At 52.3% G+C, this 26,604-nt stretch carries 21 protein-coding genes; 8 read left to right on the top strand and 13 right to left on the bottom strand.

Annotated features, from left to right (window positions below):
* The first annotated feature begins 106 nt into the window (after window positions 1-106).
* The 3 genes from acs to actP all read left to right on the top strand — a co-directional run bounded on the left by acs (window position 107) and on the right by actP (window position 4,262).
* Window positions 107-2,065 carry an acetate--CoA ligase gene (gene acs / locus G8S19_RS20555; protein WP_003826645.1) on the top strand — a complete coding sequence of 653 codons (1,959 nt, stop codon included), beginning with the start codon at window positions 107-109 and terminating at the stop codon, window positions 2,063-2,065.
* A gap of 236 nt (window positions 2,066-2,301) precedes the next feature.
* Entirely contained in the window at window positions 2,302-2,616 is a 315-nt protein-coding gene (locus G8S19_RS20560; protein WP_003031750.1) for a DUF485 domain-containing protein, read from the top strand.
* Window positions 2,613-4,262, top strand: a complete 1,650-nt coding sequence (actP, locus tag G8S19_RS20565; RefSeq protein WP_003031747.1) for a cation/acetate symporter ActP — start codon at window positions 2,613-2,615, stop codon at window positions 4,260-4,262. The genes G8S19_RS20560 and actP overlap by 4 nt, the downstream gene beginning before the upstream one ends.
* 45 nt (window positions 4,263-4,307) lie before the next feature.
* Here the strand turns inward: actP and G8S19_RS20570 are convergent, their stop codons facing one another.
* A complete protein-coding gene (locus G8S19_RS20570) occupies window positions 4,308-4,997 on the bottom strand; it encodes an LrgB family protein (RefSeq protein ID WP_003031745.1) in 690 nt (229 codons plus the stop codon).
* A complete protein-coding gene (locus tag G8S19_RS20575) occupies window positions 4,990-5,400 on the bottom strand; it encodes a CidA/LrgA family protein (protein WP_003031742.1) in 411 nt (136 codons plus the stop codon). Before G8S19_RS20575 ends, G8S19_RS20570 begins: the two co-directional genes overlap by 8 nt.
* A 101-nt stretch (window positions 5,401-5,501) precedes the next feature.
* On the opposite strand from G8S19_RS20575, the gene G8S19_RS20580 reads away from it, so the two are divergent.
* Window positions 5,502-6,392 (top strand): LysR family transcriptional regulator, encoded by an 891-nt coding sequence (locus tag G8S19_RS20580; protein WP_040229800.1) that lies wholly within the window; start codon window positions 5,502-5,504, stop codon window positions 6,390-6,392.
* Between the two features lie 84 nt (window positions 6,393-6,476).
* On the opposite strand, the gene G8S19_RS20585 is transcribed toward G8S19_RS20580, so the two are convergent.
* The 3 genes from G8S19_RS20585 to soxR form a co-directional block, all read right to left on the bottom strand.
* Window positions 6,477-8,123, bottom strand: a complete 1,647-nt coding sequence (locus G8S19_RS20585) for a Na+/H+ antiporter (protein ID WP_040229801.1) — start codon at window positions 8,121-8,123, stop codon at window positions 6,477-6,479.
* A gap of 157 nt (window positions 8,124-8,280) precedes the next feature.
* A complete protein-coding gene (gene ghxP, locus G8S19_RS20590; RefSeq protein WP_005132609.1) occupies window positions 8,281-9,630 on the bottom strand; it encodes a guanine/hypoxanthine transporter GhxP in 1,350 nt (449 codons plus the stop codon).
* Between the two features lie 722 nt (window positions 9,631-10,352).
* A complete protein-coding gene (soxR, locus tag G8S19_RS20595) occupies window positions 10,353-10,811 on the bottom strand; it encodes a redox-sensitive transcriptional activator SoxR (protein ID WP_003826630.1) in 459 nt (152 codons plus the stop codon).
* Window positions 10,812-10,897: 86 nt separating this feature from the next.
* Here soxR and soxS point away from each other — a divergent pair, with 86 nt between their 5' ends.
* The gene (soxS, locus tag G8S19_RS20600; RefSeq protein ID WP_005132611.1) at window positions 10,898-11,221 is read left to right on the top strand and encodes a superoxide response transcriptional regulator SoxS; all 324 of its coding nucleotides are present in this window, start codon (window positions 10,898-10,900) and stop codon (window positions 11,219-11,221) included.
* 2 nt (window positions 11,222-11,223) lie between these two features.
* On the opposite strand, the gene G8S19_RS20605 is transcribed toward soxS, so the two are convergent.
* Entirely contained in the window at window positions 11,224-12,810 is a 1,587-nt protein-coding gene (locus G8S19_RS20605; protein ID WP_124021071.1) for an EAL domain-containing protein, read from the bottom strand.
* A 551-nt stretch (window positions 12,811-13,361) separates the two neighbouring features.
* Here G8S19_RS20605 and G8S19_RS20610 point away from each other — a divergent pair.
* A complete protein-coding gene (locus G8S19_RS20610) occupies window positions 13,362-13,643 on the top strand; it encodes a YjcB family protein (protein ID WP_048213921.1) in 282 nt (93 codons plus the stop codon).
* Window positions 13,644-13,726: 83 nt separating this feature from the next.
* On the opposite strand, the gene G8S19_RS20615 is transcribed toward G8S19_RS20610, so the two are convergent.
* Both G8S19_RS20615 and ssb1 read right to left on the bottom strand, forming a co-directional pair.
* Window positions 13,727-16,036: an autotransporter outer membrane beta-barrel domain-containing protein gene (locus tag G8S19_RS20615; RefSeq protein ID WP_124021072.1), complete on the bottom strand. Its 2,310-nt coding sequence runs from the start codon at window positions 16,034-16,036 to the stop codon at window positions 13,727-13,729.
* Between the two features lie 482 nt (window positions 16,037-16,518).
* Entirely contained in the window at window positions 16,519-17,043 is a 525-nt protein-coding gene (gene ssb1, locus G8S19_RS20620; RefSeq protein WP_003826621.1) for a single-stranded DNA-binding protein SSB1, read from the bottom strand.
* A 251-nt stretch (window positions 17,044-17,294) separates the two neighbouring features.
* Between ssb1 and uvrA the strand changes: the two genes are divergently transcribed.
* Window positions 17,295-20,117, top strand: coding sequence for an excinuclease ABC subunit UvrA (uvrA, locus tag G8S19_RS20625; RefSeq protein ID WP_126320215.1), 2,823 nt, complete (start codon window positions 17,295-17,297; stop codon window positions 20,115-20,117).
* A gap of 77 nt (window positions 20,118-20,194) precedes the next feature.
* On the opposite strand, the gene G8S19_RS20630 is transcribed toward uvrA, so the two are convergent.
* From G8S19_RS20630 to dnaB, 5 genes are all read right to left on the bottom strand, one after another.
* Entirely contained in the window at window positions 20,195-20,551 is a 357-nt protein-coding gene (locus G8S19_RS20630; protein WP_048213923.1) for an MmcQ/YjbR family DNA-binding protein, read from the bottom strand.
* 120 nt (window positions 20,552-20,671) lie between these two features.
* Complete coding sequence (gene aphA / locus G8S19_RS20635) at window positions 20,672-21,385, bottom strand: acid phosphatase AphA (protein WP_048213924.1); 714 nt, start codon at window positions 21,383-21,385, stop codon at window positions 20,672-20,674.
* Window positions 21,386-21,632: 247 nt separating this feature from the next.
* Complete coding sequence (gene tyrB / locus G8S19_RS20640) at window positions 21,633-22,826, bottom strand: aromatic amino acid transaminase (protein ID WP_121585328.1); 1,194 nt, start codon at window positions 22,824-22,826, stop codon at window positions 21,633-21,635.
* 128 nt (window positions 22,827-22,954) lie between these two features.
* A complete protein-coding gene (gene alr, locus G8S19_RS20645; RefSeq protein ID WP_253685828.1) occupies window positions 22,955-24,034 on the bottom strand; it encodes an alanine racemase in 1,080 nt (359 codons plus the stop codon).
* 16 nt (window positions 24,035-24,050) lie between these two features.
* Complete coding sequence (gene dnaB, locus G8S19_RS20650; protein ID WP_061067020.1) at window positions 24,051-25,466, bottom strand: replicative DNA helicase; 1,416 nt, start codon at window positions 25,464-25,466, stop codon at window positions 24,051-24,053.
* A gap of 64 nt (window positions 25,467-25,530) precedes the next feature.
* Here dnaB and G8S19_RS20655 point away from each other — a divergent pair, with 64 nt between their 5' ends.
* A complete protein-coding gene (locus G8S19_RS20655) occupies window positions 25,531-26,514 on the top strand; it encodes a quinone oxidoreductase (protein WP_061068789.1) in 984 nt (327 codons plus the stop codon).
* Window positions 26,515-26,604: the final 90 nt, after the last annotated feature.

Here is a 26,604-nt window from a genome sequence, read left to right on the forward strand (position 1 = left end):
GTTTATTGCGTGATCTGCCGCGCAAATACTAAACAAAACTCTCAAAGCCCCTACATTTAACGTTTATGAGACATATTATTAACATCCTACAAGGAGAACAAAAGCCATGAGCCAAATACATAAACACGCTATTCCCGCAAACATTGCGGATCGTTGCCTGATAAATCCGGAGCAGTACGCAGAGAAATACCAGCAATCCGTTAACGAACCCGACACATTTTGGGGCGAACAGGGAAAAATTCTTGATTGGATCAAGCCGTACAGCCAGGTGAAGAACACTTCCTTCGCACCAGGCAACGTGTCGATTAAATGGTACGAAGACGGCACCCTGAATCTGGCCGCAAACTGTCTTGACCGCCACCTGCAGGCAAACGGCGATCGTACCGCCATCATCTGGGAAGGCGATGACGCAACCCAAAGCAAAAACATTACCTATCGCGAGTTGCATCGCGATGTCTGCCGTTTCGCCAATACGCTACTGGATTTAGGCATTAAAAAAGGTGACGTGGTGGCCATTTATATGCCGATGGTGCCGGAAGCTGCGGTCGCCATGCTGGCCTGCGCCCGTATTGGCGCGGTGCATTCAGTCATCTTCGGTGGTTTCTCACCGGAAGCCGTCGCCGGACGTATTATCGACTCCAATTCACGCCTGGTGATCACCGCCGACGAAGGCGTACGCGCCGGGCGTGCTATCCCACTGAAAAAGAACGTGGATGATGCGCTGAAAAATCCAAATGTGAAAACCGTGGAGCATGTGGTCGTTCTCAAACGTACCGGTGGGAAAACGGAATGGCAGGAAGGTCGCGACCTGTGGTGGTCCGATCTTATCGAGAAGGCCAGCTCAGAACACCAGCCGGAAGAGATGAACGCCGAAGATCCGCTGTTTATCCTGTATACCTCTGGCTCAACCGGCAAGCCGAAAGGCGTGCTGCACACTACCGGCGGGTATCTGGTCTACGCTGCAACTACCTTTAAGTATGTGTTTGATTACCATCAGGGCGATATCTATTGGTGTACCGCTGACGTAGGCTGGGTAACCGGGCACAGCTACCTGCTGTACGGTCCGCTGGCCTGCGGCGCAACCACGCTGATGTTCGAAGGCGTGCCAAACTGGCCTACCCCGGCGCGTATGTCGCAGGTTGTGGACAAGCATCAGGTCAATATTCTGTATACCGCACCGACCGCCATTCGCGCCCTGATGGCGGAAGGCGATAAAGCGATTGAAGGCACTGACCGTTCGTCGCTGCGTATCCTGGGTTCAGTTGGCGAGCCGATCAACCCGGAAGCATGGGAGTGGTACTGGAAGAAGATCGGCAACGAAAAATGCCCGGTCGTCGATACCTGGTGGCAGACTGAAACCGGTGGATTCATGATCACCCCGCTGCCGGGCGCCACCGAACTGAAAGCCGGTTCTGCAACCCGTCCATTCTTTGGCGTACAGCCTGCGATTGTCGATAACGAAGGTAATCCGCTGGAAGGCGCGACCGAAGGCAATCTGGTGATTACCGACTCGTGGCCGGGCCAGGCGAGAACGCTGTTTGGCGATCACGAACGCTTTGAGCAAACCTACTTCTCTACCTTCAAGAATATGTACTTCAGCGGCGACGGCGCGCGCCGTGACGAAGATGGCTATTACTGGATCACCGGACGTGTGGACGATGTGCTGAACGTCTCCGGCCACCGTCTGGGAACAGCTGAAATCGAATCGGCGCTGGTGTCGCATCCGAAGATTGCCGAAGCCGCGGTGGTGGGGATTCCGCATAATATTAAAGGCCAGGCGATCTACGCTTACGTCACGCTGAATCACGGTGAAGAGCCGTCACCTGAGTTGTACGCCGAGGTTCGCAACTGGGTGCGTAAAGAAATTGGCCCGCTGGCAACGCCAGACGTGCTGCACTGGACCGACTCACTGCCGAAAACCCGCTCCGGCAAAATCATGCGCCGTATTCTGCGTAAAATCGCGGCGGGCGATACCAGCAATCTGGGCGATACCTCGACCCTCGCCGATCCTGGCGTCGTGGAGAAACTGCTCGAAGAGAAGCAGGCCATCGCGATGCCATCATAACCATAACTGTGAAATGCCCGATGGCGCGCAGCTTATCGGGCCTACAAATCCTATCCCTACCCCTCCCCTGACCGGGAGGGAAATATAAAAACCCTCCCCCAAAGGATTTCGCGTTGCAGGAAGGCGGCAAGCGAGCACATCCCCAGGAGCATAGTTCACTATGTGACTGGGGTGGGCGAGTGCGGCCAACGCACCTGCGGCCTGAAAGACGAAGGGGGCCTCTGGAGAACTCTGTGATGAATGACCAAATTTATCAGCGGATAGAAGACAGTGCGCGTTTCAGGGAGTTAGTAGAAAAACGGCAACGGTTTGCCACCATTCTGTCCATCATCATGCTGGCAGTTTATATCAGCTTTATTTTACTGATTGCCTTTGCGCCTGGCTGGCTGGGTACGCCGCTCCACGCGGGAACCAGCGTCACCCGGGGTATTCCGATTGGGGTCGGTGTGATCCTTATCTCCTTCATTCTGACCGGGATTTATATCTGGCGGGCAAACGGTGAATTTGATCGCCTGAACAATGCGGTTTTGCACGAGGTTAAAGCATCATGAAGAGAGTCCTGACGGCGCTTGCCGCCACGCTGCCCTTCGCCGCAAACGCGGCGGATGCTATTAGCGGTGCAGTTCAACGCCAGCCAACCAACTGGCAGGCGATTGTTATGTTCCTGATTTTCGTCATCTTTACGCTCGGCATTACCTACTGGGCGTCTAAACGCGTACGTTCGCGTAATGACTACTACACCGCCGGCGGTAACATCACCGGTTTCCAGAACGGGCTGGCGATTGCGGGCGACTATATGTCGGCGGCATCGTTCCTTGGAATTTCCGCGCTGGTATTTACCTCCGGTTATGACGGGCTGATTTACTCACTCGGCTTCCTGGTCGGCTGGCCAATTATTCTGTTCCTGATTGCTGAGCGTTTGCGTAACCTCGGTCGTTACACCTTTGCTGACGTTGCTTCTTATCGTCTGAAGCAGGGTCCAATCCGTATTCTGTCGGCCTGTGGTTCCCTGGTGGTGGTCGCGCTGTATCTGATCGCCCAGATGGTCGGCGCAGGTAAACTGATTGAGCTGCTGTTTGGTCTGAACTATCACATCGCCGTCGTACTGGTTGGCGTACTGATGATGATGTACGTTCTGTTTGGCGGCATGCTGGCAACCACCTGGGTACAGATCATTAAAGCTGTTCTGCTGCTGTTCGGCGCCAGCTTTATGGCCTTCATGGTAATGAAGCACGTCGGCTTCAGCTTCAACAACCTGTTCACCGAAGCGATGGCAGTACACCCAAAAGGCTCCGCGATTATGAGCCCGGGCGGTCTGGTAAAAGATCCGATATCCGCCCTGTCGTTAGGTCTTGGATTGATGTTCGGTACAGCAGGTTTGCCGCATATTCTGATGCGTTTCTTCACGGTCAGCGATGCCCGCGAAGCGCGTAAGAGCGTATTCTATGCCACCGGCTTTATGGGTTATTTCTACATCCTGACCTTTATTATCGGCTTTGGCGCGATCATGCTGGTAGGCGCTAATCCAGAGTACAAAGATGCTGCAGGCGCACTGATCGGTGGTAACAACATGGCGGCGGTTCACCTGGCGAATGCGGTGGGCGGTAACCTGTTCCTCGGCTTCATCTCTGCAGTGGCGTTTGCCACCATCCTGGCGGTGGTTGCCGGGCTGACGCTGGCGGGTGCTTCGGCAGTTTCTCACGACCTGTACGCCAACGTATTCCGCAAAGGCGCAACCGAACGTGAAGAGCTGAAGGTGTCAAAAATCACCGTACTGGTACTGGGTGTGATAGCCATCCTGCTCGGCGTGCTGTTTGAGAACCAGAACATCGCCTTCATGGTGGGTCTGGCGTTCGCCATCGCGGCCAGCTGCAACTTCCCGATCATCCTGCTTTCCATGTACTGGTCGCGTCTGACCACCCGTGGCGCAATGCTGGGTGGCTGGTTAGGTCTGTTAACAGCGGTAGTATTGATGATTCTCGGCCCAACCATTTGGGTCCAGATCCTCGGTCACGAAAAAGCCATTTTCCCGTATGAATATCCAGCGCTGTTCTCCATCAGCATAGCGTTCCTCGGGATCTGGTTCTTCTCTGCTACCGACAACTCAGAAGAAGGCAACCGCGAACGCGAGCAGTTCCGTGCTCAGTTCATCCGCTCCCAGACCGGGTACGGCGTAGAACAAGGTCGCGCGCACTAACATCCCTTCTCCTCCGGCTTTCGGGCCGGAGGATTACATCCTTTCTTAGAACATCAGCCTCGCGACCAGTGGCGCAACCAATACCATCACCACACCGGAAAGCATCATTACCAGACTGGCAACCACGCCCTCTTGCTGACCAAGCTCATAAGAGCGCGCCGTGCCTGCGCCATGCGATGCAGCGCCAAATCCTGCGCCTTTCGCCATTCCTTCACGAATGGAAAGGCGTAAAAACAGCACATCGCCGACCGCCATGCCGAATACGCCGGTCACCACCACGAACAAGGCCACCAGGTCCGGCTGCCCGCCCAATGGCTCTGCCGCTGCCAGCGCAAATGGCGTGGTGACGGAACGCACCGCCAGACTGCGTTGGATCTCATCAGGCAACATAAACAGGCGCGCCAGCCACACGGAACTGGTGACGGCCACCAGCGTTGCCGTTACCACGCCCGCCGTCAGCGACATCCAGTGACGCTTAATCACCGCAAGGTTGTCATACACCGGAACGGCAAAGGCTATGGTCGCCGGTCCTAACAACCACAGCAACCAGTGCGATTCACCAATATAGTTTTGCCAGGAGATATGGCCGAAGACTAGCATCAGCACCAGCAGGGCCGGGGTGAGAACTAATGGCATCAGCGGTAATTTACGAAAACGGCGATACAAACGCTTATTAGCAAAGTAGATACCCAGCGTAATCACCAGACACAACACGCTTAGCTGGAAATTACTCACGGTTTAACCTGCTCATTTCATAGCGATAAACTTTATCCACCACCCACGCCGTGGCGCCGAGCACCATCAGCGTACTGATCGCAATGACGGCAAATATACGCCAGCCATCAACCAGCAACAGCTGCGTGTAGTTCACAACGGCGACCACCGCCGGGACAAAAAACAGCAGCATTTCAGCCAGTAACCAGCGAGCACCTGCGCGAATCCAGTTCAGCGGGATAACCCGGCAGACAATTAACGCCAGCATCAGCACCATCCCTACCAGGTTGGCAGGAAGCGGCAGATGCAGCCAGGAGACAAGATATTGAGCAAATACAAAGAGACCTGCGTACAACAGAACCTGAACGGGGATCTGGAGTCGATGAATAACAGCAGGCGTCACGCGGCTTATCGCCACAGCCATGAGGGTATGTCCTTAAAAAATAGAGAGCGCCAGTATAGAGAGCCCCCGTCCAGGACTGAAATGAATTAAACTCATTGCAGGCATAGTCTTAAGGAATAATCATGGATATCAGAACGCTGCGATATTTTGTTGAGGTGGTTCGTCAGCAGAGCTTTACTCGCGCAGCGGAGAAGCTTTTTGTCACCCAGCCCACCATCAGCAAGATGTTGAAGAACCTTGAAGACGAGCTGAACTGCACGCTGTTAATCCGCGACGGTCGGCGGCTTTTATTGACCGATACCGGACAGGTTGTTTTTGAGCGCGGTCTGGCAATTTTGGCCGAGTTTCGCCAGCTTGAAGCCGAACTTAGCGACATTAACCATCTGAACAAAGGGCTATTGCGCCTTGGTATCCCGCCAATGGTCGGTATGTTGATGGCAGGTCCCATCAGCCTGTTTCGCCAGCGTTATCCCGGCGTTGAGCTTAAAATATCGGAGTTTGGTGGCTTAACCGTCCAACAGGCAGTCATGAGCGGAGATTTGGATGTCGCCATGACGGCCCTTCCGGTCGAGGAAGAGAGTGGACTGGCAACCTTACCGCTTTTCAGTCATCCGCTCTGCGTGCTGGTCCCCCGCTCCGGTCAGTGGACAACGTGTGAGTCCATTTCCCCCGAAGCGTTAGCGGAGCACCCGCTGCTGATCTATAACGAAGATTTCGCCTTGAGTCGCCAGCTGCTTGAACTGTTTAGCCAGCACAACGTCAAGCCGCGCATCGCGGTACGCAGCGGGCAGTGGGATTTTCTGGCGGCCATGGTGCAAGCCGGCGTCGGTATCGCTATTTTACCGGAGCCAATTTGCCAACGACTGGATAAACAGACGCTGCGCTGGATCCCGCTGGAGAGCGATTTACGCTGGCAACTGGGCATGATTTGGCGTGAAGGCGTGTATCTGTCGCACAGCGCTCAGGCGTGGCTGACATGCTGCGAAGGGTTTTGGTTAACGCAAGAATCGTAAGTGCCGGATGCGGCGTAAACGCCTTACCCGGCCTACAATTCGATTCCGTAGGCCTGATAAGCGTAGCGCATCCGGCACAACCGTTTATTGGTTCTCGATCAGCAACGCTTCCAGCAAGTCCAGATCGTGCAACAGTTTCTGCAGCGTTTCATTGCTGATTTCGCGCGTGGCGCGCAGGTGATAAAGCTCTGCACGTTCTGAACGCAATGCCGCCAGGCGGAAACGTCGCTCGAGGTTCTCTTCCTGTAATGAGCTTTCCACATCGTTACGTCCATCGACGCGACGGCGCAGGTTACCGATTACACGAGAGCTCACTTCGGTCAGCAGTTGATTATCAATATTCTCTTCGCTGTCCGCCGCCAGACGCTCTTCCATTTTCTGGATAGCAACAATCGCGACTTCCGCCGTCGCAGCGCGGGCTATCCGCTCTTCTTTCAGTTGCTGCGAGTGATCTGCCACTTCCAGGTGTTGCAGCAGAATCGGTAGCATCACTACACCGACAAACAGCGAGAACAGGATCACGCCCGCGGCAAGGAATACTAGCTCGTAGCGCGCCGGGAAGCCGCTACCATCCGGCAACAGCAGCGGGATGGAGAGCACACCGGCAAGCGTAATCGCCCCGCGAACTCCCGCAAAGGAGGCGATCAGGATTTCACGCGTTGTCCATGAGCCAAACTCCATCGGCTTTTTCTTCAGGAAGCGCAGACTGAATTTTTTCATCGTCCACAGCCAGCCAAAACGCACCAGCATCAGCGCTACGTAAATCAGCACGATATCGGTAAACAGCATCCAGGTTTCAACGTTCGGATCGGCTTCTGCCGCCACCAGAGAAGACTCCAAAATCCCCGGTAATTGCAGCCCTAACAGCAGGAAGACCATGCCGTTAAAGACGAACTCCAGCATTGCCCAGGTGCTGTTAGCACGTAAGCGCATCGCCAATGGCGCACGACGCATTACGCCTGAACGGGTTATCGTCATCCCGGCTGCGACCGCCGCGAGGATCCCGGAAACACCAATGTGTTCGGCAATCAGGTAAGAAGCAAACGGCAGCAGGAACAGCAGAACAATTTGCGTTGCCGGCTCATCGCCGCCCCAGCGGCTAAGAAAGCGCAGAGAGCGTCCATACAACCAGCTGACGACAAAACCCGCCAGGATGCCGCCAATCGCTACCTTAAAGAACTCAACCGTCGCACCACCAACGGTAAACACCATCGTTCCCATTGCCACGGCCACAGCAAATTTCAGCGATACCAGGCCAGACGCATCGTTCATCAACGCTTCGCCCTGCAGGATGCCCATGATTTTCTTCGGTATACGCCCCTCGCCGACAATGCCAGAAAGGGCAACGGCATCGGTTGGCGATAACACTGCGGCCAGCGCAAAAGCGGGGATCAGCGGAATCCCCGGGACCAGCCAATAAATCATAAAACCAATGCCGACCACCGTAACCAGTACGAGCGCCAGTGCCAGACCGAAGATCTCTCGTCCGTGCTCCAGAAACTCACGCGTTGGCGTCTTCCAGCCATCGGCAAACAGCAGCGGCGGGATGAACAGCACCAAAAACAGCTCAGGATCGAATTCCACATGCAAACCAAACGTCGGCCACGCCAGCAAGGCGCCGATGGCGATCTGCATAAGGGGTAAAGGGAGTTGGAAGGGCAATACGCGAGTAAATACCCCCGACAGCGAGACCACAAGGGTCATGATGAGTATGGTGAAAAAGATTTCCATGCGTTCCCTGTTTGCGATGTTTCTTATGATTAGTGGTGAGAGGCGTCGTGCCTCAATTCTATCTACTCGAGAGTAACGCAAAAGACAACGAGTGTGTTCTGAAAATAAAAACGGGCGGCAAAAGCCACCCGTTTTCAGGATCAAGAGCGTATCGGAATTAAATAGCCCAACCGCCTGCATAGAATGCAACCAGCGCCACGGCAATCACCACCGTTCCGATATTCAGTTTTCGCCATTCGCCGGAAACAATACGGCCAATAACCAGAGTGGCAAAACCGATCATAATGCCGGTCACGATATTACAGGTCAGCACGATAAAGACAGCGGTAATCAGTCCCGCCATCGCGTCGACGAAGTCGGTAAAATCGATTTTCGCCACGTTGCTCAGCATCAGCAAACCAACATACATCAGCGCCGGTGCCGTTGCGTAAGCAGGAACAAGGTAAGAGAGCGGAGAAAGGAACAGGATCAGCAGGAACAGAACACCTACGGTGATCGCCGTCAGACCGGTTTTACCCCCTGCCGCGGTACCCGCTGCAGATTCAATGTAAACCGCCGCCGGAGCAGCGCCCACCAGGCCAGAGAACACGCTGCTCAGGGAGTCAGTCGTTAACGCTTTGCCGCCATCGATAATCTGACCGTCTTTATCCAGCAGATTCGCCTGGCCCGCAACCGCGCGGATGGTTCCGGTCGCATCGAAGACGGCGGTCATGACCAGCGCCAGCACGCTCGGCAGAACGACAGGGTTCAGTGCACCCATAATGTCCAGGCTGCCGATCAGCGAGTTGCCGTTTTCGTCGCTCAGAGACGGCATGGCAAAAATACCGGAGAAATGCACGGCCGGATCGAAAATCAGGCCAACGACGGAAATACCAATAATGGTCAGCAGGATGCCACCCGGTACTTTCAGTTTTTCGAGGCCGATAATCACCGCCAGACCAATCAGCGACATAATGACCGGGAAGGTGTCGAAGTCACCCAGCGCAACCGGCAGGCCATCCAGCGGGTTCTTAATGACCAGACCAACACCGTTTGCCGCAATCAGCAGCAGGAACAGGCCGATACCAATACCCGTACCGTGCGCAACGCCCTGTGGCAGATTGCGCAGGATCCAGCTACGAATACCTGTCGCGGAAATGATGGTAAACAGAACACCCATCAGAAACACCGCGCCCAACGCAACAGGCACGCTAATATGCTGCCCCAGCACCAGGCTGAATGCGGTAAACGCCGTCAAAGAAATGGCGCAACCAATCGCCAGCGGTAGGTTGGCCCACAGGCCCATCACAATAGAGCCGACACCGGCTACCAGGCAGGTTGCCACAAATACAGCGGCTGGCGGGAAACCGGCTTTACCCAGCATTCCTGGAACCACGATAACAGAGTAGACCATCGCCAGAAACGTCGTTAATCCGGCAACGACTTCCTGTCGAACGGTACTGCCACGGTGCGAAATTTTAAACCAGGCGTCGAGTGAACCGCCGGTACGCGCTGAAGGCGTAGACATAGAAAACATCCCCTGAGAGTTTATTTTTCGTCATTATGCGTGCTGGACAATCCACTGCCTGCTTAACGTTTTCTCCCTGTGCCAGGTTTGCGTCAGTAGGGGTGTCGCAAAAAAGCAAACGTTTAGCTCCGCGCATAAAAACGGGTGGTAAAAAAAAGCAAACGATTATCTAGCGATCATGTACTGGTTTTCAACTGAACTTTGCCGCTTTTTACTCATTTCTTCTTATAACGCACAAGAAATAGCCAGTCGATGCGCAAACGTTATCGTCAATGCGCAATCTGGCAACAAATTTCGCGCAGTTATTACAACCCCAGCGGTAATCTTTCACGTTAATTCGCGCAAAAAAACGAATGAAGATGCGGAAAATTTTTCGGCTAAAAAACCATCAATCGACTGGCAAATAGACGGGGGTGGCATACACTTACCTTATCAACACAAGCCGGAACCTCCCCTAATGTGCTCGACTGAGGGGTGTTGATGTCGGGGGAAACCCTCCCGTGAACCAGCGGGATAGAGTGAAAGACGAAGACCGGAACCAAACTAAAGCGCCCTCTGTGGCGCTTTAGTTTTATACCCGTCATACTTCACGTTGCAGGTGTGTTGGCTGCGTTTACTCACCCGAATCACTTAGTTTACTAAGCTCATCGGGATTCGTGCTCTTGCCGCCTTCCCACAACGCGAATTATTTAGGGTATATATCCGTCATATATTTAAACCAATCAATCATCTTCCAGCAGACGCGCCCCGGTTCCCTGCTCACCAAGCTGATCGCCTGGGTTACGCAACGGGCAATCACTACGCGACAAACAACCGCAACCAATGCATCCATCCAGTTCATCACGCAACGCCACCAGGGTATGAATACGCCGGTCCAGTTCTTCACGCCATTGCGAAGAGAGCTGCTTCCACTCTTTAGCGCTAAGTGAATGTCCTTCAGGTAATACGCCCAGCGCGTCGCCAATCGTTGCCAGTGGTATACCGATACGCTGGGCAATCTTGATAATCGCGACATAACGCAACACATCACGTTTGTATCGACGCTGATTGCCGCTGTTGCGCATGCTGCTGATTAACCCTTTGCTTTCATAGAAGTGCAGAGTTGATACCGCGACACCGCTACGTTTTGCGACTTCACCTGGCGTGAGCAGCGCTTTTATCCGGGGTAATTTCTTTTCCATAAATCGCTTTACCTCAAGTTAACTTGAGGAATTATACTCGCCCACAGACAAAACGACGAATCGAATACTGAGAAAGAGGCAGCCCTATGTCCCATCAGCAGATAATTCAGACCCTTATTGAATGGATTGATGAACATATCGATCAACCGCTGAACATTGAGGCGGTGGCAAAAAAATCAGGTTACTCGAAGTGGTATTTACAGAGGATGTTCCGCACGGTGATGCGTCAGACGTTGGGTGACTATATCCGCCAGCGCCGACTTTTGTTAGCCGCCGTGGAACTACGGACGACCGAACGACCTATTTTCGATATTGCGATGGATCTCGGCTATGTGTCGCAACAAACGTTCTCACGCGTGTTCCGCCGCGAGTTTGATCGTACACCCAGCGACTACCGTCATCGCCTGTAGGATTATTGCCCGCTCTGCGTCAGTATGGCGGGCGAGCGCTGTAGCCAGAGCATAAACTCCTGCGGCGGTAACGCTTTCGCAAAATACCACCCCTGACAATACTGAACGCCACGTTCAAGCAGCCATTCCATTTGATCTGCCGTTTCCACCCCTTCAGCAATTGTCTTCAGATGTAAGCTTTGCGCCATTTCGATGATATGTTCGGCAATCAGGTGGCTGGTACTGTTGGTCGCCAGCGTACTAATAAAAGATTTATCAATCTTCAGGATATCCACGTTCAGTGCCGCCAGATTGTGCAGATTGGAATATCCCGTCCCAAAATCATCAAATGCCACTTCATAACCGGCCTGACGGAATGCCTGGATTACCGGGGTCATTTTATGCACATCAATAAATCCACGCTCCGTCACTTCGACTTTAATTTGCTGGGCAGCGACTGAGTAATCACGCGCTTTCTCAGCGATCAGGGCAATCAGTCGGGATGAATGGAAATCAGAAGCTGAGAGGTTAATTGAGATATAAATCTGGGGATGCGCTGAAAGAAAATACCCTAAATCATTGAACACTTCTTCGACCACGTAATCCGTGATCCTTTCAATCATGCCTTCTTTTTCAGCCAGCGGAATAAATTCCGTCGGGCTCATGACCTCGCCTTTGCAACCTGGCCAACGCATCAGCGCCTCGGCCCCCACACATTGACCATTCTTGATATCGATGATCGGCTGGTAATGCAGGCGTAGCTGGCGTTTTTCCAGCGCACGCCTTAACAAACGACGAGGGGAATGGTACTGCTGGCGCGTACGCCACCACATCAACAGCATCAGAATGCTGCAGATCACCCCAAAGGGGATCGTGAGTGCGGCTTCGTGATAGAAATTTTGATGGACGCGATCGCGGGTCGTCGAAACAATAATCGCGATCGGGCGCTTCTCAGAACGAACGATGGTATAGAACCGATCGTCCAGTTGGAAGGTAGAGGCTTTACCGCGCACCAGCGGCAGAAATTGCTTAACATGCGCCTGATTGCTGGCGGAGAAGAAAGTATCCGTTATCGTGTCATAGACGCCCCACAATAGGCCAGGGTCATCTGACATGACTTCGCTGTAAGATAATGGGTTAATGACAACGACGTAGTTTCCTCTTTGCATATACGTCATGTTGTAGCCAGAGAAAAAAGGCGTATCGCGATAGTAATAGATCGAAACGTCCGGCGTACGTTTATAGTCAGCGGTTGGCATAATATAGGGAACTGACGGTGCCATCGACGTAGAGCACAAAAAATGATCATCTTGTGCATAAATTAGCTCGCTGATATATAAACGCCCGCGAATAATATTCAGCATACTTTTCTGATGGGCAGGGGTACACATCTTACCCTGATACAGCTGAGCCATATCACGCGCTAAATCAGCTTGCTGGATCACCAGTTCCGTTTTATTTAACACCAGTTGAGCAAATGAGTGGAGTTGAGTGCGGGTTTCGGACGTCGCCCGGATATGAGCAAACCATAGCGCCAGCACCACGGGGAGCAATACCACCGTGAGCGTGCCGAGGAGCTTCAGCATCTTGCTTTGCGCACTGAGATTCATGTCAGCCCTATTTCCCTGTTTCGTATATGCCAGTACCCATCAAGGCAGGATGCTATAAACACCAACTGGTTAAGTTGCATGAATCTATCAACATTATCAACAGACGTCTCTATGTAAAAGTCTGATAATAGTGGATGATGATATTATTTTCCCGTAAGGCAAACTTAAAGTTACGCTTATTTTGCAACATCATTATCAAGAAAGAGTAATGTTTTACACGCGTTATACTGGCGGCACGCATAAAACACATTAACTTTTTTAACGATTAATTTCGGATAAAGAAAACAAGTAACATGAATGCATCTTACATAACGCATAATTTATTATTCGTTTATGAATCAAGATAACCATACAATTAACATGGATAAAAACCGGCAAAAATAACGTCAGATACTGGTGAACAAACGAGCAAATGTGATATAGTTCACAGAAATAATGTAACAGAAACATTGTTTCATTCATGTTATTGCCCGTCGATAGCCAGAGTACCACACCCTCTGTGAATAACCCCGCGCTGTCCTGGGCATCAAGACTTTCTGAGGACGTTTTTCATGGCAACAATAACAACTGGCGTAGTTCTTCTGCGGTGGCAACTGCTCAGCGCAGTACTGATGTTTTTAGCCAGTACGCTCAATATTCGTTTTCGTAAATCAGATTATGTTGGACTGGCCGTTATCAGCAGCGGTTTAGGGCTTGTTTTTGCCTGCTGGTTTGCAACCGGATTACTCGGTATCACCCTGGTAGATGTATCCACTATCTGGAATAACATCGAATCTGTGATGCTCGACGTGATGAGCCATACTCCGCCAGACTGGCCGATGGTGTTGAATTGATAACAGCAGTGTGTCCGACCAGATTATACCCGGTCGGACACGGTTTTAAGCGATAACGATTTTACTGACGTTCCGGTAACCGCTTACCACTCCATCCGGAACCCTGCGTTCACCTGCCAGTTCATATCAATGTCGCCTCCAGCCGATCTTTCCAGGTCAACGTACAGTCGGGAATTATTGTTCTGAGTAAGATGAATATTGGTTCCAATACCGTAGTTAATCCACGAGTCGCTACCTCCCTCACGGACCGTCATGGACGCGTCTTTACCCCACACAGTGACATCACGATCGCCGGCAAACTCATGCAGCAGATCCAGCTTCACATAAATGTCGCTATCCGGGCGTTCCTCAAAGCGATAACCTCCCCGCAATCCGACACGACCAATCACGCTGTCGATATCATTCTGACGTACCCGTAGCCCACTGCTGGTGGTATAACGCGCTTCATCCAATCGGGTATACACGAGTTGCGCTTGCGGTTCGATGAAAGAGGATTCTCCCAGACTAAACTCACGGCCGTATTCTGCGCTGGCGCTAATTGACCACGTGCTGCTATCCGCCCCCCCCATATTGCCGTACACATTTCGGTAGTTAAAATCACTCTCATGGCGGCTATATTTCAGAACCAGATCCAGGTAGTCCTGTTTCTCCGGACGGTTCCATGCAGCATAAAGTGAACCACCGTAGCTCTTGTTATCGCCCGTGCCATAAGTAAAGTCAGCGTTACCTCTCATGTAATGCGCCGCAATGCCTCGCGTCCAGACTGATTGTTCACTCTCTACCTTATTGTCATAACCAAGTTGCCAGAAGCTATACAGGTTTTTGAAGTAGCTGCCATTATCGCTTTCCATTTCACCGCCTTTATAGCGTATCCACAGACCATTTTGCTGTTGGTTCTGGCGTAATTCCCCTAAACGCTTATTCAGGCTGTCGATTTCGAGACGGGCGGTGGCCGCCGCGTAGTTTAACCCGGCATTGGCAATCGCGGTGTTGCTACCCGCACTGGCTTTCGTTGAAATCCCCGTAATATACCAGTTTGTGCCATACTGGCTTGCCGGATCGCCTTCCCGAATATCAGAGCGCAGTAGCGGTTTATAGTCATATACATACTCGTTAGTGATATCGATTTTATCGTACGCTTCAAACATCACATTGCTGGCGGCATCGGCAACCCAGATATCTTCTTGTAGATTGCTGAGCTTATTAATATTTAACGCCTCAATGGCATGAGTTCCCCCCGTGCTACTCTTAACGACTTCGATAAAGTCGCTACCATTACGCCGCTGCTCATCTGTTTTATTTGTATTTACATCAATCAGGAAAATACCGTTATTGCCTTTCAGATCGTGAATTTTCACCGTTTCGTTGATGCTCTGATTGGTATGCAGGTTAAAACCATGCAGGTTTATCGTCCCGCCGTCTTGCAAGGTGATAGCACTGATCTGAGCGTCTTTACCATCTGGGATCCAGTGGGCATTATTCATCAACGTCAGATTCAAATCTCCCGCCCATTTATTACTGTCGATGTCCAGAACATTCGCTTCGTGCCCATGCCAAAATGATTCTGCACCATTTAGCGTAATATTCATCTGGCTAGTATGAGCATATATTTTATCGCCAAAGTCGATATTCCCCAACAAATTGACCTTATACTCACCTGACTGATTAATATTAACGACGCCACCATCTTTAGCACTAACCGCATCACTTTTTGATGAACCATCAGGATAACCGCTGTTGTTTTCCAGCAGTTCTCTGAAATTACTGGCATAAGTATTAATGTAAATGTTACCACCGTTTGCCGTAATAGTTGAACCTACTCCACGTGCATAGATTCCATTATTTGCCAGCGTAGCATCTTCTCCATCGTTGGTGTGTTCAACCTCTGAACGAACATACACATTGCCGTTTACAGTGATATCCGCACCGCTTCCCGCATACAACGCAGTATTATTATGGGTATACTTAGAGCCAATTAAGAAAGTATTTTTCAGGCTAAAGTTATCAACTTTGACGTTGGTGCCCTGACCTTCGGCGGATAAGCCAAAAAAGGCCAGCCCGGCGCGGTGTTCCTGTTGCGTAGTTCCGCTGATATTAACGTTGTAATTACCAATTTGATACTCTCCCGCCTGGTCTTTGGTGATACTGCCAATCTTCACCTCAAGGCCATTACCTTCACCTCGCACAGGGTTATCAATATTTACCGTGATATCATAGTTTTTATCATCAGCAATCGTATCCCGAATGATGATCCCTTCCTGACCACCATTAACATCTATATAATTCAGTTCATAGTTTTTTGCACTCGCAAATCCAGCGCAAACCAACTGCGCTGCGGTAAATGATAGTGCAAAGGGTATTATTGCTTTAGGGTTTATCTTCCTTTGATACATAGTAAGCTCCATAACAAATAGTTTATCAAATCACTTATTAACACCCCACCAATAAAAAGCAGCAAATAATAAATGTATTTTCATTAACGAAGAATTGATAAGCTAAAAGTATTATTTAAAGCCAGACATTAACTTGTCAATATTTACCATGCAGTAAAATACACTTTTTCCATTAATTTAATTGAATATTACTCTCCAGGAAACTATCTCAAAAAGAAGAAATTGAATGTACGACACATTTTCACCAATTATTACCTTCATATTTTCTTTTATTATTCGATAATACCTACATTTACTTTCATTTCTCATGATTATAAATAAATATTATCGAATATTAGCGCTAATCAGCTCGCATTAAATGAATCATCAAGCTGCAATGATAAACCAGAAAATACCGAATAATTAATTCTGAATAAGAGATGTAAAAAAACCCCGTCACAACGGGGTTTTCATCAGTACGAACGTTAATACGTTCGGCTATCTTAGAACGGAATATCGTCGTCGAAGTCCATCGGCGGTTCGTTAGACGGCGCTGCCGGAGCGGACTGCTGCGGACGAGACTGCGCGCCGCCGCTGAACTGGTTGCCGCCCTGCGGCTGCTGAGGCTGACCCCAACCACCCTGCTGCTGACCACCACCTGCCGGCGCGCCGCCGCCCTGACGACCACCCAGCATTTGCATGGTGCCGCCAACGTTAACAACGACTTCAGTGGTGTATTTTTCTACGCCGGATTGATCGGTCCATTTGCGGGTACGCAGTTGGCCTTCAATATAGACCTGAGAACCTTTACGCAGATATTCGCTGGCGACTTCCGCCAGTTTGCCAAACAGCACAACGCGGTGCCATTCAGTCTGCTCTTTCATTTCACCGGTCGCTTTATCACGCCAGGATTCGGAAGTAGCCAGCGTAATGTTGGCAACTGCGCCACCATTCGGCATATAGCGTACTTCCGGGTCCTGGCCCAGATTACCGACGAGAATCACCTTGTTTACGCCTCTGCTGGCCATGATCGTGTCTCCTGAAAAACGTTACTGAATAAGTGTAAGCGCGGGATTGTAGCATTTCCAATAGCGCTTTTACTACGTTGCGAAGTTGATTCCAGTAAACAACCTCCGCCAGACATTGTTGCACAGGAACATGCGTTTTGCATTCCAATACTGTATATCCATTCAGGTCAGGTTGTGTCATAATTAACCGTTTGTGATCGCCGGTAGCACCATGCAGCCAGGCAAAAAAGCGTTTAATCCGGGAAAGATGAATGGATAAGATCGAAGTTCGGGGCGCCCGCACCCATAATCTCAAAAACATCAACCTCGTCATCCCGCGCGACAAGCTGATTGTCGTCACCGGGCTTTCGGGCTCAGGCAAATCTTCGCTTGCTTTCGACACCCTGTATGCCGAAGGGCAACGTCGTTACGTTGAATCCCTTTCCGCGTACGCGCGTCAGTTTCTGTCACTGATGGAAAAACCAGATGTCGACCACATTGAGGGGCTGTCTCCTGCCATCTCAATTGAACAAAAATCGACGTCTCATAACCCGCGATCCACGGTAGGTACGATTACCGAAATTCACGACTATCTGCGCCTGCTGTTTGCCCGCGTTGGCGAGCCGCGCTGCCCGGATCACGACGTTCCCCTGGCGGCGCAGACCGTTAGCCAGATGGTGGACAACGTGCTGTCGCAGCCGGAAGGCAAGCGTCTGATGCTACTGGCACCGGTAATTAAAGAGCGTAAAGGCGAGCACACCAAAACGCTGGAAAACCTGGCGGGACAGGGCTATATCCGCGCCCGTATCGACGGTGAAGTGTGTGACCTTTCCGATCCGCCCAAACTTGAGCTGCAAAAGAAACACACTATTGAAGTGGTGATTGACCGCTTTAAAGTCCGTGACGACCTCACCCAGCGACTGGCTGAATCCTTTGAAACCGCGCTGGAACTGTCCGGCGGTACGGCGGTGGTCGCCGATATGGACGACCCGAAAGCGGAAGAGCTGCTGTTCTCCGCCAACTTCGCCTGCCCGATTTGCGGCTACAGCATGCGCGAACTGGAACCCCGCCTGTTCTCGTTTAACAACCCGGCAGGCGCATGCCCAACCTGTGATGGTCTCGGCGTGCAGCAGTATTTCGATCCTGACCGGGTGATTCAAAACCCGGAACTGTCGCTGGCCGGTGGCGCCATCCGCGGTTGGGATCGCCGTAACTTCTATTATTTCCAGATGCTTAAGTCGCTGGCGGAACACTATAAGTTCGATGTCGAAGCCCCGTGGGCCAGCCTGAACCCTACTGTGCATAAAGTGGTGCTGTACGGTTCGGGTAAAGAAAATATCGAATTCAAATACATGAACGATCGCGGCGATACGTCCGTACGTCGTCACCCGTTTGAAGGTGTGCTGCACAATATGGAGCGCCGTTATAAAGAGACGGAATCCAGTGCGGTACGCGAAGAATTAGCCAAATTCATCAGTAACCGACCGTGCGCCAGCTGTGAAGGGACGCGTTTACGCCGGGAAGCCCGCCACGTATTTGTCGAAAATACGCCACTGCCCGCGATTTCCGACATGAGCATCGGTCATGCGATGGATTTCTTCAACAACCTGAAGCTTGCAGGTCAGCGGGCGAAGATTGCCGAGAAAATCCTTAAAGAGATTGGCGATCGTCTGAAGTTCCTGGTCAACGTCGGCCTCAACTACCTGACGCTGTCGCGTTCAGCGGAAACGCTCTCCGGCGGCGAAGCTCAGCGTATTCGCCTGGCAAGCCAGATCGGCGCGGGTCTGGTCGGTGTAATGTACGTGCTGGATGAACCGTCTATCGGTCTGCATCAGCGCGATAACGAACGTCTGCTGGGTACGCTTATCCACCTGCGTAACCTGGGTAATACCGTGATTGTGGTCGAGCACGATGAAGATGCGATTCGCGCCGCTGACCACGTTATCGACATCGGCCCCGGCGCGGGCGTTCACGGCGGCCAGGTGGTTGCTGAAGGAACGCTAAAAGATATCATGGCGGTGCCTGAGTCGCTAACCGGCCAGTACATGAGCGGTAAGCGCAAAATTGAAGTACCGAAACAGCGCGTGGCGGCTGACCCGGAAAAAGTGCTGAAGCTCACCGGCGCACGCGGTAACAACCTGAAAGATGTCACTCTGACGCTGCCGGTTGGTTTATTTACCTGCATTACCGGGGTTTCCGGCTCAGGTAAATCGACGCTGATTAACGATACGCTGTTCCCAATTGCGCAGACGGCGCTGAACGGTGCGACGCTGGCGGAACCTGCGCCGTATCGCGATGTTCAGGGTCTGGAACATTTCGACAAAGTCATCGATATTGACCAAAGCCCGATTGGCCGTACACCGCGCTCTAACCCGGCAACCTACACCGGCGTGTTTACGCCAGTGCGCGAACTGTTTGCCGGCGTGCCGGAGTCACGTGCGCGCGGTTACACGCCAGGCCGTTTCAGCTTTAACGTCCGTGGTGGACGCTGTGAAGCCTGTCAGGGCGACGGCGTGATCAAAGTCGAAATGCACTTCCTGCCGGATATCTACGTGCCGTGCGATCAGTGCAAAGGTAAGCGCTATAACCGCGAAACGCTGGAGATTAAGTACAAGGGCAAGACTATCCACGAAGTGCTGGATATGACGATTGAAGAAGCCCGTGAGTTCTTCGATGCCGTTCCGGCGCTGGCGCGTAAGCTGCAAACGCTGATGGACGTTGGCCTGACGTACATCCGACTGGGTCAGTCCGCAACGACCCTCTCTGGCGGTGAGGCGCAGCGCGTGAAGCTGGCGCGTGAGTTGTCAAAACGCGGTACCGGGCAAACGCTGTATATTCTCGATGAGCCGACCACCGGTCTGCATTTTGCGGATATTCAGCAACTGCTGGACGTGCTGCATCAGCTCCGGAATCAGGGCAACACCATCGTGGTGATTGAGCACAATCTGGACGTGATTAAAACCGCAGACTGGATTGTCGATCTCGGTCCGGAAGGCGGCAGCGGCGGCGGGGAAATTTTAGTCTCCGGCACACCGGAGACGGTCGCTGAATGTGAAGTCTCACACACGGCACGTTTCCTCAAGCCGCTGTTGTAATCCTGCCCTTATCAGGCCTACGGGCACATACCCTGTAGGCCGGATAAGTCGCTAGCGACGCCATCCGGCAAAACGGATCAAGGCTGCACCAGCAACCTGCGTTTATCTTCCGGCAAGGTGTTTATGGCCTGCTGGTAAGACGCGTCCACCAGATAATAAATCTGTGAACCTGGCAGCGAGCCGTCAAGATACACCGTGCTCCAGTGCGCTTTATTGAGATGGCGGCTGGGTCGCACGTCTTTATGTTGCTGACGCAGCAATTCTGCCAGTTCAGGGCTGGTTTTCAGAGAGACCGCCGGGCGACCTTCGACCTCTTTGACCATGGCAAAAAGTACATCTTCAACTTTGATTTGCGTGGCTTTCCAGTCACTATGCACGCTCTGCTCCGCACCCGTTTTTGCCATGCAGTATTGCAGCAACTCCGAATTCGTCATCTTTATTCCCCTTACCAGCATATTGCCTAATGAGAACATCTTTTATTCAGTGTGCAGCAAGTCCGCAAAAGGTAAAAGCCAGCAGCGTAAATTTGTTTAAAAAAGCAGCATTTCGTATTCTCAATACTCCGAGTTGACGATCACCTCTTCACCAAACGCGCCAGCCTGCGGCAGCGGTTTATAGGTAGAGTTAGAGGCGCGTAAAATACGGATACCGCGGATTCCTACGTCGCGAGCGGCGGTGATGTCATTGTCGGAGTCACCGTAGAACATGCGGATGCTTTTATCCTGCAACCACTGCGTTTTGGTGTTCTGACCGGGTTTATCACCGGCAAAAATGACCGGATTCATATTGCCGGCCGGAATGTGAAAGTTATCGGCCAGCGTTTTCGATACCGTTTCGGTCTTCGTCTGACTACGCCCGGTCACGAAAAAGATGCTGTCGCCACGACGCACATGCATATCAATCAACTGACGCGCCACTTCTTTCGGAATACTGAATTCATCCCAGCCATTGTTCATTTTTTCCCAGAAGGCCGGATTCTTCAGGTAATCCTCACTGTCCGGGGAATACGTTTTTTTACCGCGCCAGAAGCCCGGGCTGGAAAAGAGAACCGTATCATCGATATCAAAGCCAACGGCCATCGGCGGGCGTCCGGTCAGGCTGTTTTCGATTTGTGCCACGGAGACCCAGTGAATGGGGGCCTGCTCAGCGAGTTTTGCAACGTTGGTGCCCGGATTAAGCTGAGAAGGAGAGGAAACTAACGCCTGAGCGGGCTGATTTAACGTGAACAATAAACAAACGGCACTCAGTGCCAGGGTAAACTTGCGCATATTTTTCCCTAAGTAGTCAGTTAGTTATGATTTTTTATTTAACAACTGGTCAAAAAACTATCTGACCTTACCCCCTGGGGGAAGGGAAAGGAAGGATTTTCTCTGGTTTTGTCCAGGAAAAGGAGCATGATCACACAGGAAAGTACGCCTGATGGCGCTCCGCTTATCAGGCCTACAAACTAAAATCCATGTATCCTTGTAGGACAGATAAGGCGTTTACGCGCCATCCGGCATCACACAAAGCCGATTACATGACGGCGGCAAATGCCTTCGCCACGCGCTGCACATTACCGTGATTCAACCCGGCCACGCACATACGTCCGCTGGCTATCAGGTAAACACCAAACTCATCGCGCAGGCGATCGACCTGAGCGGCGCTGAGCCCGGTATAGCTGAACATACCGCGCTGTTGCAGCAGGTAATCAAAGTTACGGCCCGGGATCTCCGCATTCAATACGTTAACCAGTTCCTGACGCATCGCCAGAATGCGGGTACGCATTGCCTCAACTTCCGCCAGCCAGCTCGCTTTCAGCTCTTCATCCCCCAGTACCGCGGCAACCACCTGCGCACCAAAGTTTGGCGGACTGGAGTAGTTCCGGCGCACCGTCGCTTTTAGCTGCCCCAGAACGCGGCTGGCAGCATCGGCGTCTTCACACACCACAGAAAGCCCGCCAACACGTTCGCCATACAATGAGAAAATTTTGGAGAATGAGTTGCTAACCAGAGTTGGTAAACCAGCACTCGCAATCGCACGGATGGCGTACGCATCATCTTCCATTCCGCCACCAAAACCCTGGTAGGCAATGTCGAGGAACGGGATCAGGTCGCGCGCTTTCAGGATCTCAATCACCGCATCCCACTGTGCTGGTGTTAAATCCGCACCCGTGGGGTTATGGCAGCACGGATGCAGCAGCACAATGCTACGCGCCGGTAAGGTATTCAGCGCTGCCAGCAGATCGTTGAAACGCACGCCATTAGTCGCGTTGTCATACCATGGGTAAGTACTTACTTCGAATCCCGCCCCTTCAAAAATCGCGATGTGGTTTTCCCAGGTCGGATCGCTGACCCACACGCCAGAATCAGGGAAATAGCGCTTCAGGAAGTCTGCGCCAACCTTTAGCGCGCCGGAGCCGCCCAGCGTCTGAATGGTTGCCACGCGCTGCTGCTGGAGAACCGGATGATCTGCGCCAAACAGCAGCGGCGCAATAGTATGACGATACGTGTTCAGACCTTCCATCGGCAGATACAGCGAAGCACCATGCGGTTTGGCATTAAGTCGAGCTTCCGCTTCCGCCACCGCTTTAAGCTGAGGAATAATTCCGTCTTCGTTGTAATACAGGCCTATGCTGAGGTTCACTTTGTCGCTACGTGAATCTTCTTTGAAGCGCTCCATGAGCGATAAAATCGGGTCGCCGGCGTAGGCGTCAACTTTTTGAAACACGTGTGGTTCTCCAGGTTTACAGGCAAGGGTTAAGAACACAATAAACCGGAAGCGGGAGAAGATCGAGAGGATGTTGAGGGCAATATTGCCGGAAGGCGGCGTAACCGCCTGTCCAGCACATCATTCTGCTAATCGATATACTTCATCGCCACCCTTGAGGTCAGGCGCGTAATAAGTTCGTAAGCACTTACTTTCGTCATTTCAGCAATGCGTTCAACGGGCAGTCCCTCACCCCACAGAATCACCGAATCGCCGGCTTTATCCTGCGCCTCGGGGCCTAAATCGACGCAGATCATATCCATCGCAACGCGACCGACGATCGGCACTTCACGGCCATTAACCAGCACCGGCGTCCCGGACGGCGCCGCGCGCGGATAACCATCACCATAGCCCATTGCCACCACGCCCAGACGCGTGTCGCGCTCGCTCAACCAGGTACCACCATAGCCAACCGGCTCGCCCGCTTTGTGCTCACGCACCGCAATCAGGCTGGAGGTCAGCGACATCACCGGCTGACAGCCAAAATCGGCACCGATAGAGTGGTTTTCCAGCGGCGATACGCCGTACAGAATCAGCCCCGGACGCGCCCAGTCGAAGTGGGACTGGGGCCACAGCAAAATACCGCCCGACGCAGCAATTGAACGCTGTCCAGGTTTTCCCTCGCAAAAGCTATTAAAGATATCGAGCTGTTTTTCCGTCGCGCCGCATTCAGGTTCATCCGCGCGCGCAAAGTGGCTGACGATATTAACCGGCTGGCGCACGTTGTCACATTGCGTTAAACGCTGATAAAACGCTTCGGCCTGCTCAGGGCGCACGCCCAGGCGGTGCATCCCCGTGTCGAGCTTCATCCAGACGGTGACCGGTTCAGCCAGTTCTGCGGCTTCCAGGGCTTCAAGCTGCTCCAGGTTGTGGACGGCTGTATGCAGACGCTGCGCGGAAATAGTCGGCAGATCGGAGGCATCAAAAAATCCCTCCAGCAGCAGGATGGGCTGCGTGATCCCACCCGCTCGCAACCGCAGGGCTTCTTCAAGACGAGCGACACCAAAAGCGTCCGCATCGGGGAGCGTTCGCGCAGTCTCTAACAGACCGTGGCCGTAAGCGTTCGCTTTCACGACCGCAACCAGTTTGCTGGCAGGAGCCAGTTCACGCAGACGTTGCAGGTTGTGTCGCAGAGCGCGGCGGTTAATGACTACAGTTGCCGCTTGCATTTGTATTCCTTAGAAATTACTCATCATCATATTGAGGACCGGCATAGTTGTCGAAGCGGGACCACTGTCCGTTAAACGTCAGGCGCACCGTACCGATCGGACCGTTACGCTGCTTACCAATAATAATTTCGGCGATGCCTTTTAAGTCACTGTTTTCGTGATAAACCTCATCACGATAGATAAACATGATTAAGTCGGCATCCTGTTCGATGGAGCCGGATTCACGCAGATCCGAGTTAACCGGGCGCTTGTCGGCGCGTTGTTCCAGAGAGCGGTTAAGCTGCGATAGCGCTACCACCGGCACATGCAGTTCTTTTGCTAACGCCTTCAGCGAGCGGGAAATTTCAGCAATTTCCAGCGTACGGTTATCGGAGAGCGACGGTACACGCATCAGTTGCAGGTAGTCGATCATGATAAGGCCGATACCGCCGTGTTCACGGGCGATACGACGGGCACGCGAGCGCACTTCCGTTGGCGTCAGGCCGGAAGAATCATCAATATAGATGTTTCGTTTCTCCAGCAAAATACCCATTGTTCCGGAAATTCGCGCCCAGTCTTCATCATCCAGTTGACCGGTACGGATTTTGGTCTGGTCCACGCGCGAAAGCGAGGCCAAAGAACGCATCATGATTTGTTCTGAGGGCATTTCAAGACTGAAGATAAGAACTGGCTTATCCTGCAACATCGCCGCATTTTCGACAAGGTTCATTGCAAATGTCGTTTTACCCATCGACGGACGCGCGGCGACGATAATCAAGTCCGACGGCTGTAGACCCGCGGTCTTTTTGTTGAGGTCGTCATAACCGGTGTTTACGCCGGTGACGCCGTCGTGCGGCTGCTGGAACAACTGCTCGATACGCGCGACGGTTGCGTCGAGCACATCGGTGATGTTTTTCGGGCCTTCGTCTTTGTTGGCACGGCTTTCAGCGATTTTAAAGACGCGGGATTCCGCAAGATCCAGCAGGTCTTCACTGGAGCGCCCTTGCGGATCGAAACCAGCTTCCGCAATTTCATGGGCCACCGAAATCATGTCACGAACAACGGCGCGTTCGCGGACGATATCCGCATAAGCACTAATGTTCGCCGCACTTGGCGTGTTTTTAGATAACTCAGCCAGGTAAGCAAAGCCGCCGACGCTGTCCAGTTGTCCCTGAACCTCCAGCGATTCTGCGAGCGTGATCAGGTCGATAGGTTTTCCCATCTCCTGCAGTCGATGCATTTCCGTGAAGATGTGCCGGTGCGGTCGGGTATAGAAATCTTCCGCCACCACGCGCTCGGCCACATCGTCCCAGCGTTCGTTATCCAGCATTAAACCGCCCAACACCGACTGTTCCGCTTCAATCGAGTGCGGCGGTACTTTCAGCCCGGCGACCTGGGGATCGCGCTCACGAGCATCAGTCTGTTGTTTGTTGAAGGGTTTATTTCCTGCCATAGTGAATGGAGTTACCGAGATAATGATTGGGTCGAAAGATTACCACATTTCTTTTGGAGGAAGCATGGCAACGCGTATTGAATTTCACAAGCATGGTGGTCCTGAAGTGCTTCAGGTCGTCGAGTTTACGCCTGCAGATCCGGCAGAGAACGAAATCCAGGTCGAGAACAAAGCGATTGGCATCAACTATATCGACACTTACATCCGCAGTGGTCTTTATCCACCGCCTTCTCTGCCCAGCGGTCTGGGAACCGAAGCCGCCGGCGTAGTCAGCAAAGTGGGGAGCAAAGTGACGCACATTAAAGCTGGCGATCGCGTGGTGTATGCGCAGTCAGCGCTTGGCGCTTACAGCTCAGTGCATAACGTTCCGGCCGATAAAGCCGCCATCCTACCCAACGCTATCTCATTTGAACAAGCCGCAGCCTCATTCCTGAAAGGGTTAACCGTTTTTTATCTGCTGCGTAAAACCTATGAAATTCAGCCTGATGAGCCGTTTTTGTTCCATGCGGCTGCGGGCGGCGTCGGGATGATTGCCTGCCAGTGGGCAAAAGCATTGGGCGCGAAGCTGATTGGTACTGTCGGCAATGCGCAGAAGGCACAAATAGCGCAGCAGGCCGGCGCATGGCAGGTCATTAACTACCGTGAAGAAAGTATCGTCGAACGGGTTAAGGAGATAACCGGCGGAAAAAAAGTACGGGTGGTGTATGACTCGGTGGGGAAAGATACCTGGGAAGCCTCGCTGGATTGCCTGCAACGCCGGGGATTGATGGTCAGCTTTGGCAACGCCTCCGGGCCGGTGACTGGCGTGAACTTAGGTATTCTGAACCAAAAAGGTTCGCTGTACGTGACCCGTCCTTCACTCCAGGGTTACATCACCAACCATCATGAATTAACCGAAGCCAGCAATGAACTGTTCTCGCTGATTGCCAGCGGGGTGATCAAAGTGGATGTCGCGCCGGGTCAGAAATTTGCGTTAAGTGACGCGCAACGGGCCCATGAAGCACTGGAAAGCCGGGCCACGCAGGGATCGAGTTTGCTGATCCCATAATGCTTCGACCTCCCCTAAATAATTCAAATTGCAGGAAGGCGGCAATTGAATGAATCCCCAGGAGCTTACTGGAGTAAGTGACTGGGGTGA

This window comes from Citrobacter sp. SX206, assembly GCF_024181025.1.
GTDB classification, from domain to species: domain Bacteria; phylum Pseudomonadota; class Gammaproteobacteria; order Enterobacterales; family Enterobacteriaceae; genus Citrobacter; species Citrobacter youngae.

Bases quoted from the DNA above. Each gene is read 5' to 3' on its own strand.
- acs (WP_003826645.1), top strand. From the start codon at position 107: ATGAGCCAAATACATAAACACGCTATTCCCGCAAACATTGCGGATCGT.
- G8S19_RS20560 (WP_003031750.1), top strand. From the start codon at position 2,302: ATGAATGACCAAATTTATCAGCGGATAGAAGACAGTGCGCGTTTCAGG.
- actP (WP_003031747.1), top strand. From the start codon at position 2,613: ATGAAGAGAGTCCTGACGGCGCTTGCCGCCACGCTGCCCTTCGCCGCA.
- G8S19_RS20575 (WP_003031742.1), bottom strand. From the start codon at position 5,400: ATGGCTGTGGCGATAAGCCGCGTGACGCCTGCTGTTATTCATCGACTC.
- G8S19_RS20580 (WP_040229800.1), top strand. From the start codon at position 5,502: ATGGATATCAGAACGCTGCGATATTTTGTTGAGGTGGTTCGTCAGCAG.
- G8S19_RS20585 (WP_040229801.1), bottom strand. From the start codon at position 8,123: ATGGAAATCTTTTTCACCATACTCATCATGACCCTTGTGGTCTCGCTG.
- ghxP (WP_005132609.1), bottom strand. From the start codon at position 9,630: ATGTCTACGCCTTCAGCGCGTACCGGCGGTTCACTCGACGCCTGGTTT.
- soxR (WP_003826630.1), bottom strand. From the start codon at position 10,811: ATGGAAAAGAAATTACCCCGGATAAAAGCGCTGCTCACGCCAGGTGAA.
- soxS (WP_005132611.1), top strand. From the start codon at position 10,898: ATGTCCCATCAGCAGATAATTCAGACCCTTATTGAATGGATTGATGAA.
- G8S19_RS20605 (WP_124021071.1), bottom strand. From the start codon at position 12,810: ATGAATCTCAGTGCGCAAAGCAAGATGCTGAAGCTCCTCGGCACGCTC.
- G8S19_RS20610 (WP_048213921.1), top strand. From the start codon at position 13,362: ATGGCAACAATAACAACTGGCGTAGTTCTTCTGCGGTGGCAACTGCTC.
- G8S19_RS20615 (WP_124021072.1), bottom strand. From the start codon at position 16,036: ATGTATCAAAGGAAGATAAACCCTAAAGCAATAATACCCTTTGCACTA.
- ssb1 (WP_003826621.1), bottom strand. From the start codon at position 17,043: ATGGCCAGCAGAGGCGTAAACAAGGTGATTCTCGTCGGTAATCTGGGC.
- uvrA (WP_126320215.1), top strand. From the start codon at position 17,295: ATGGATAAGATCGAAGTTCGGGGCGCCCGCACCCATAATCTCAAAAAC.
- G8S19_RS20630 (WP_048213923.1), bottom strand. From the start codon at position 20,551: ATGACGAATTCGGAGTTGCTGCAATACTGCATGGCAAAAACGGGTGCG.
- aphA (WP_048213924.1), bottom strand. From the start codon at position 21,385: ATGCGCAAGTTTACCCTGGCACTGAGTGCCGTTTGTTTATTGTTCACG.
- alr (WP_253685828.1), bottom strand. From the start codon at position 24,034: ATGCAAGCGGCAACTGTAGTCATTAACCGCCGCGCTCTGCGACACAAC.
- dnaB (WP_061067020.1), bottom strand. From the start codon at position 25,466: ATGGCAGGAAATAAACCCTTCAACAAACAACAGACTGATGCTCGTGAG.
- G8S19_RS20655 (WP_061068789.1), top strand. From the start codon at position 25,531: ATGGCAACGCGTATTGAATTTCACAAGCATGGTGGTCCTGAAGTGCTT.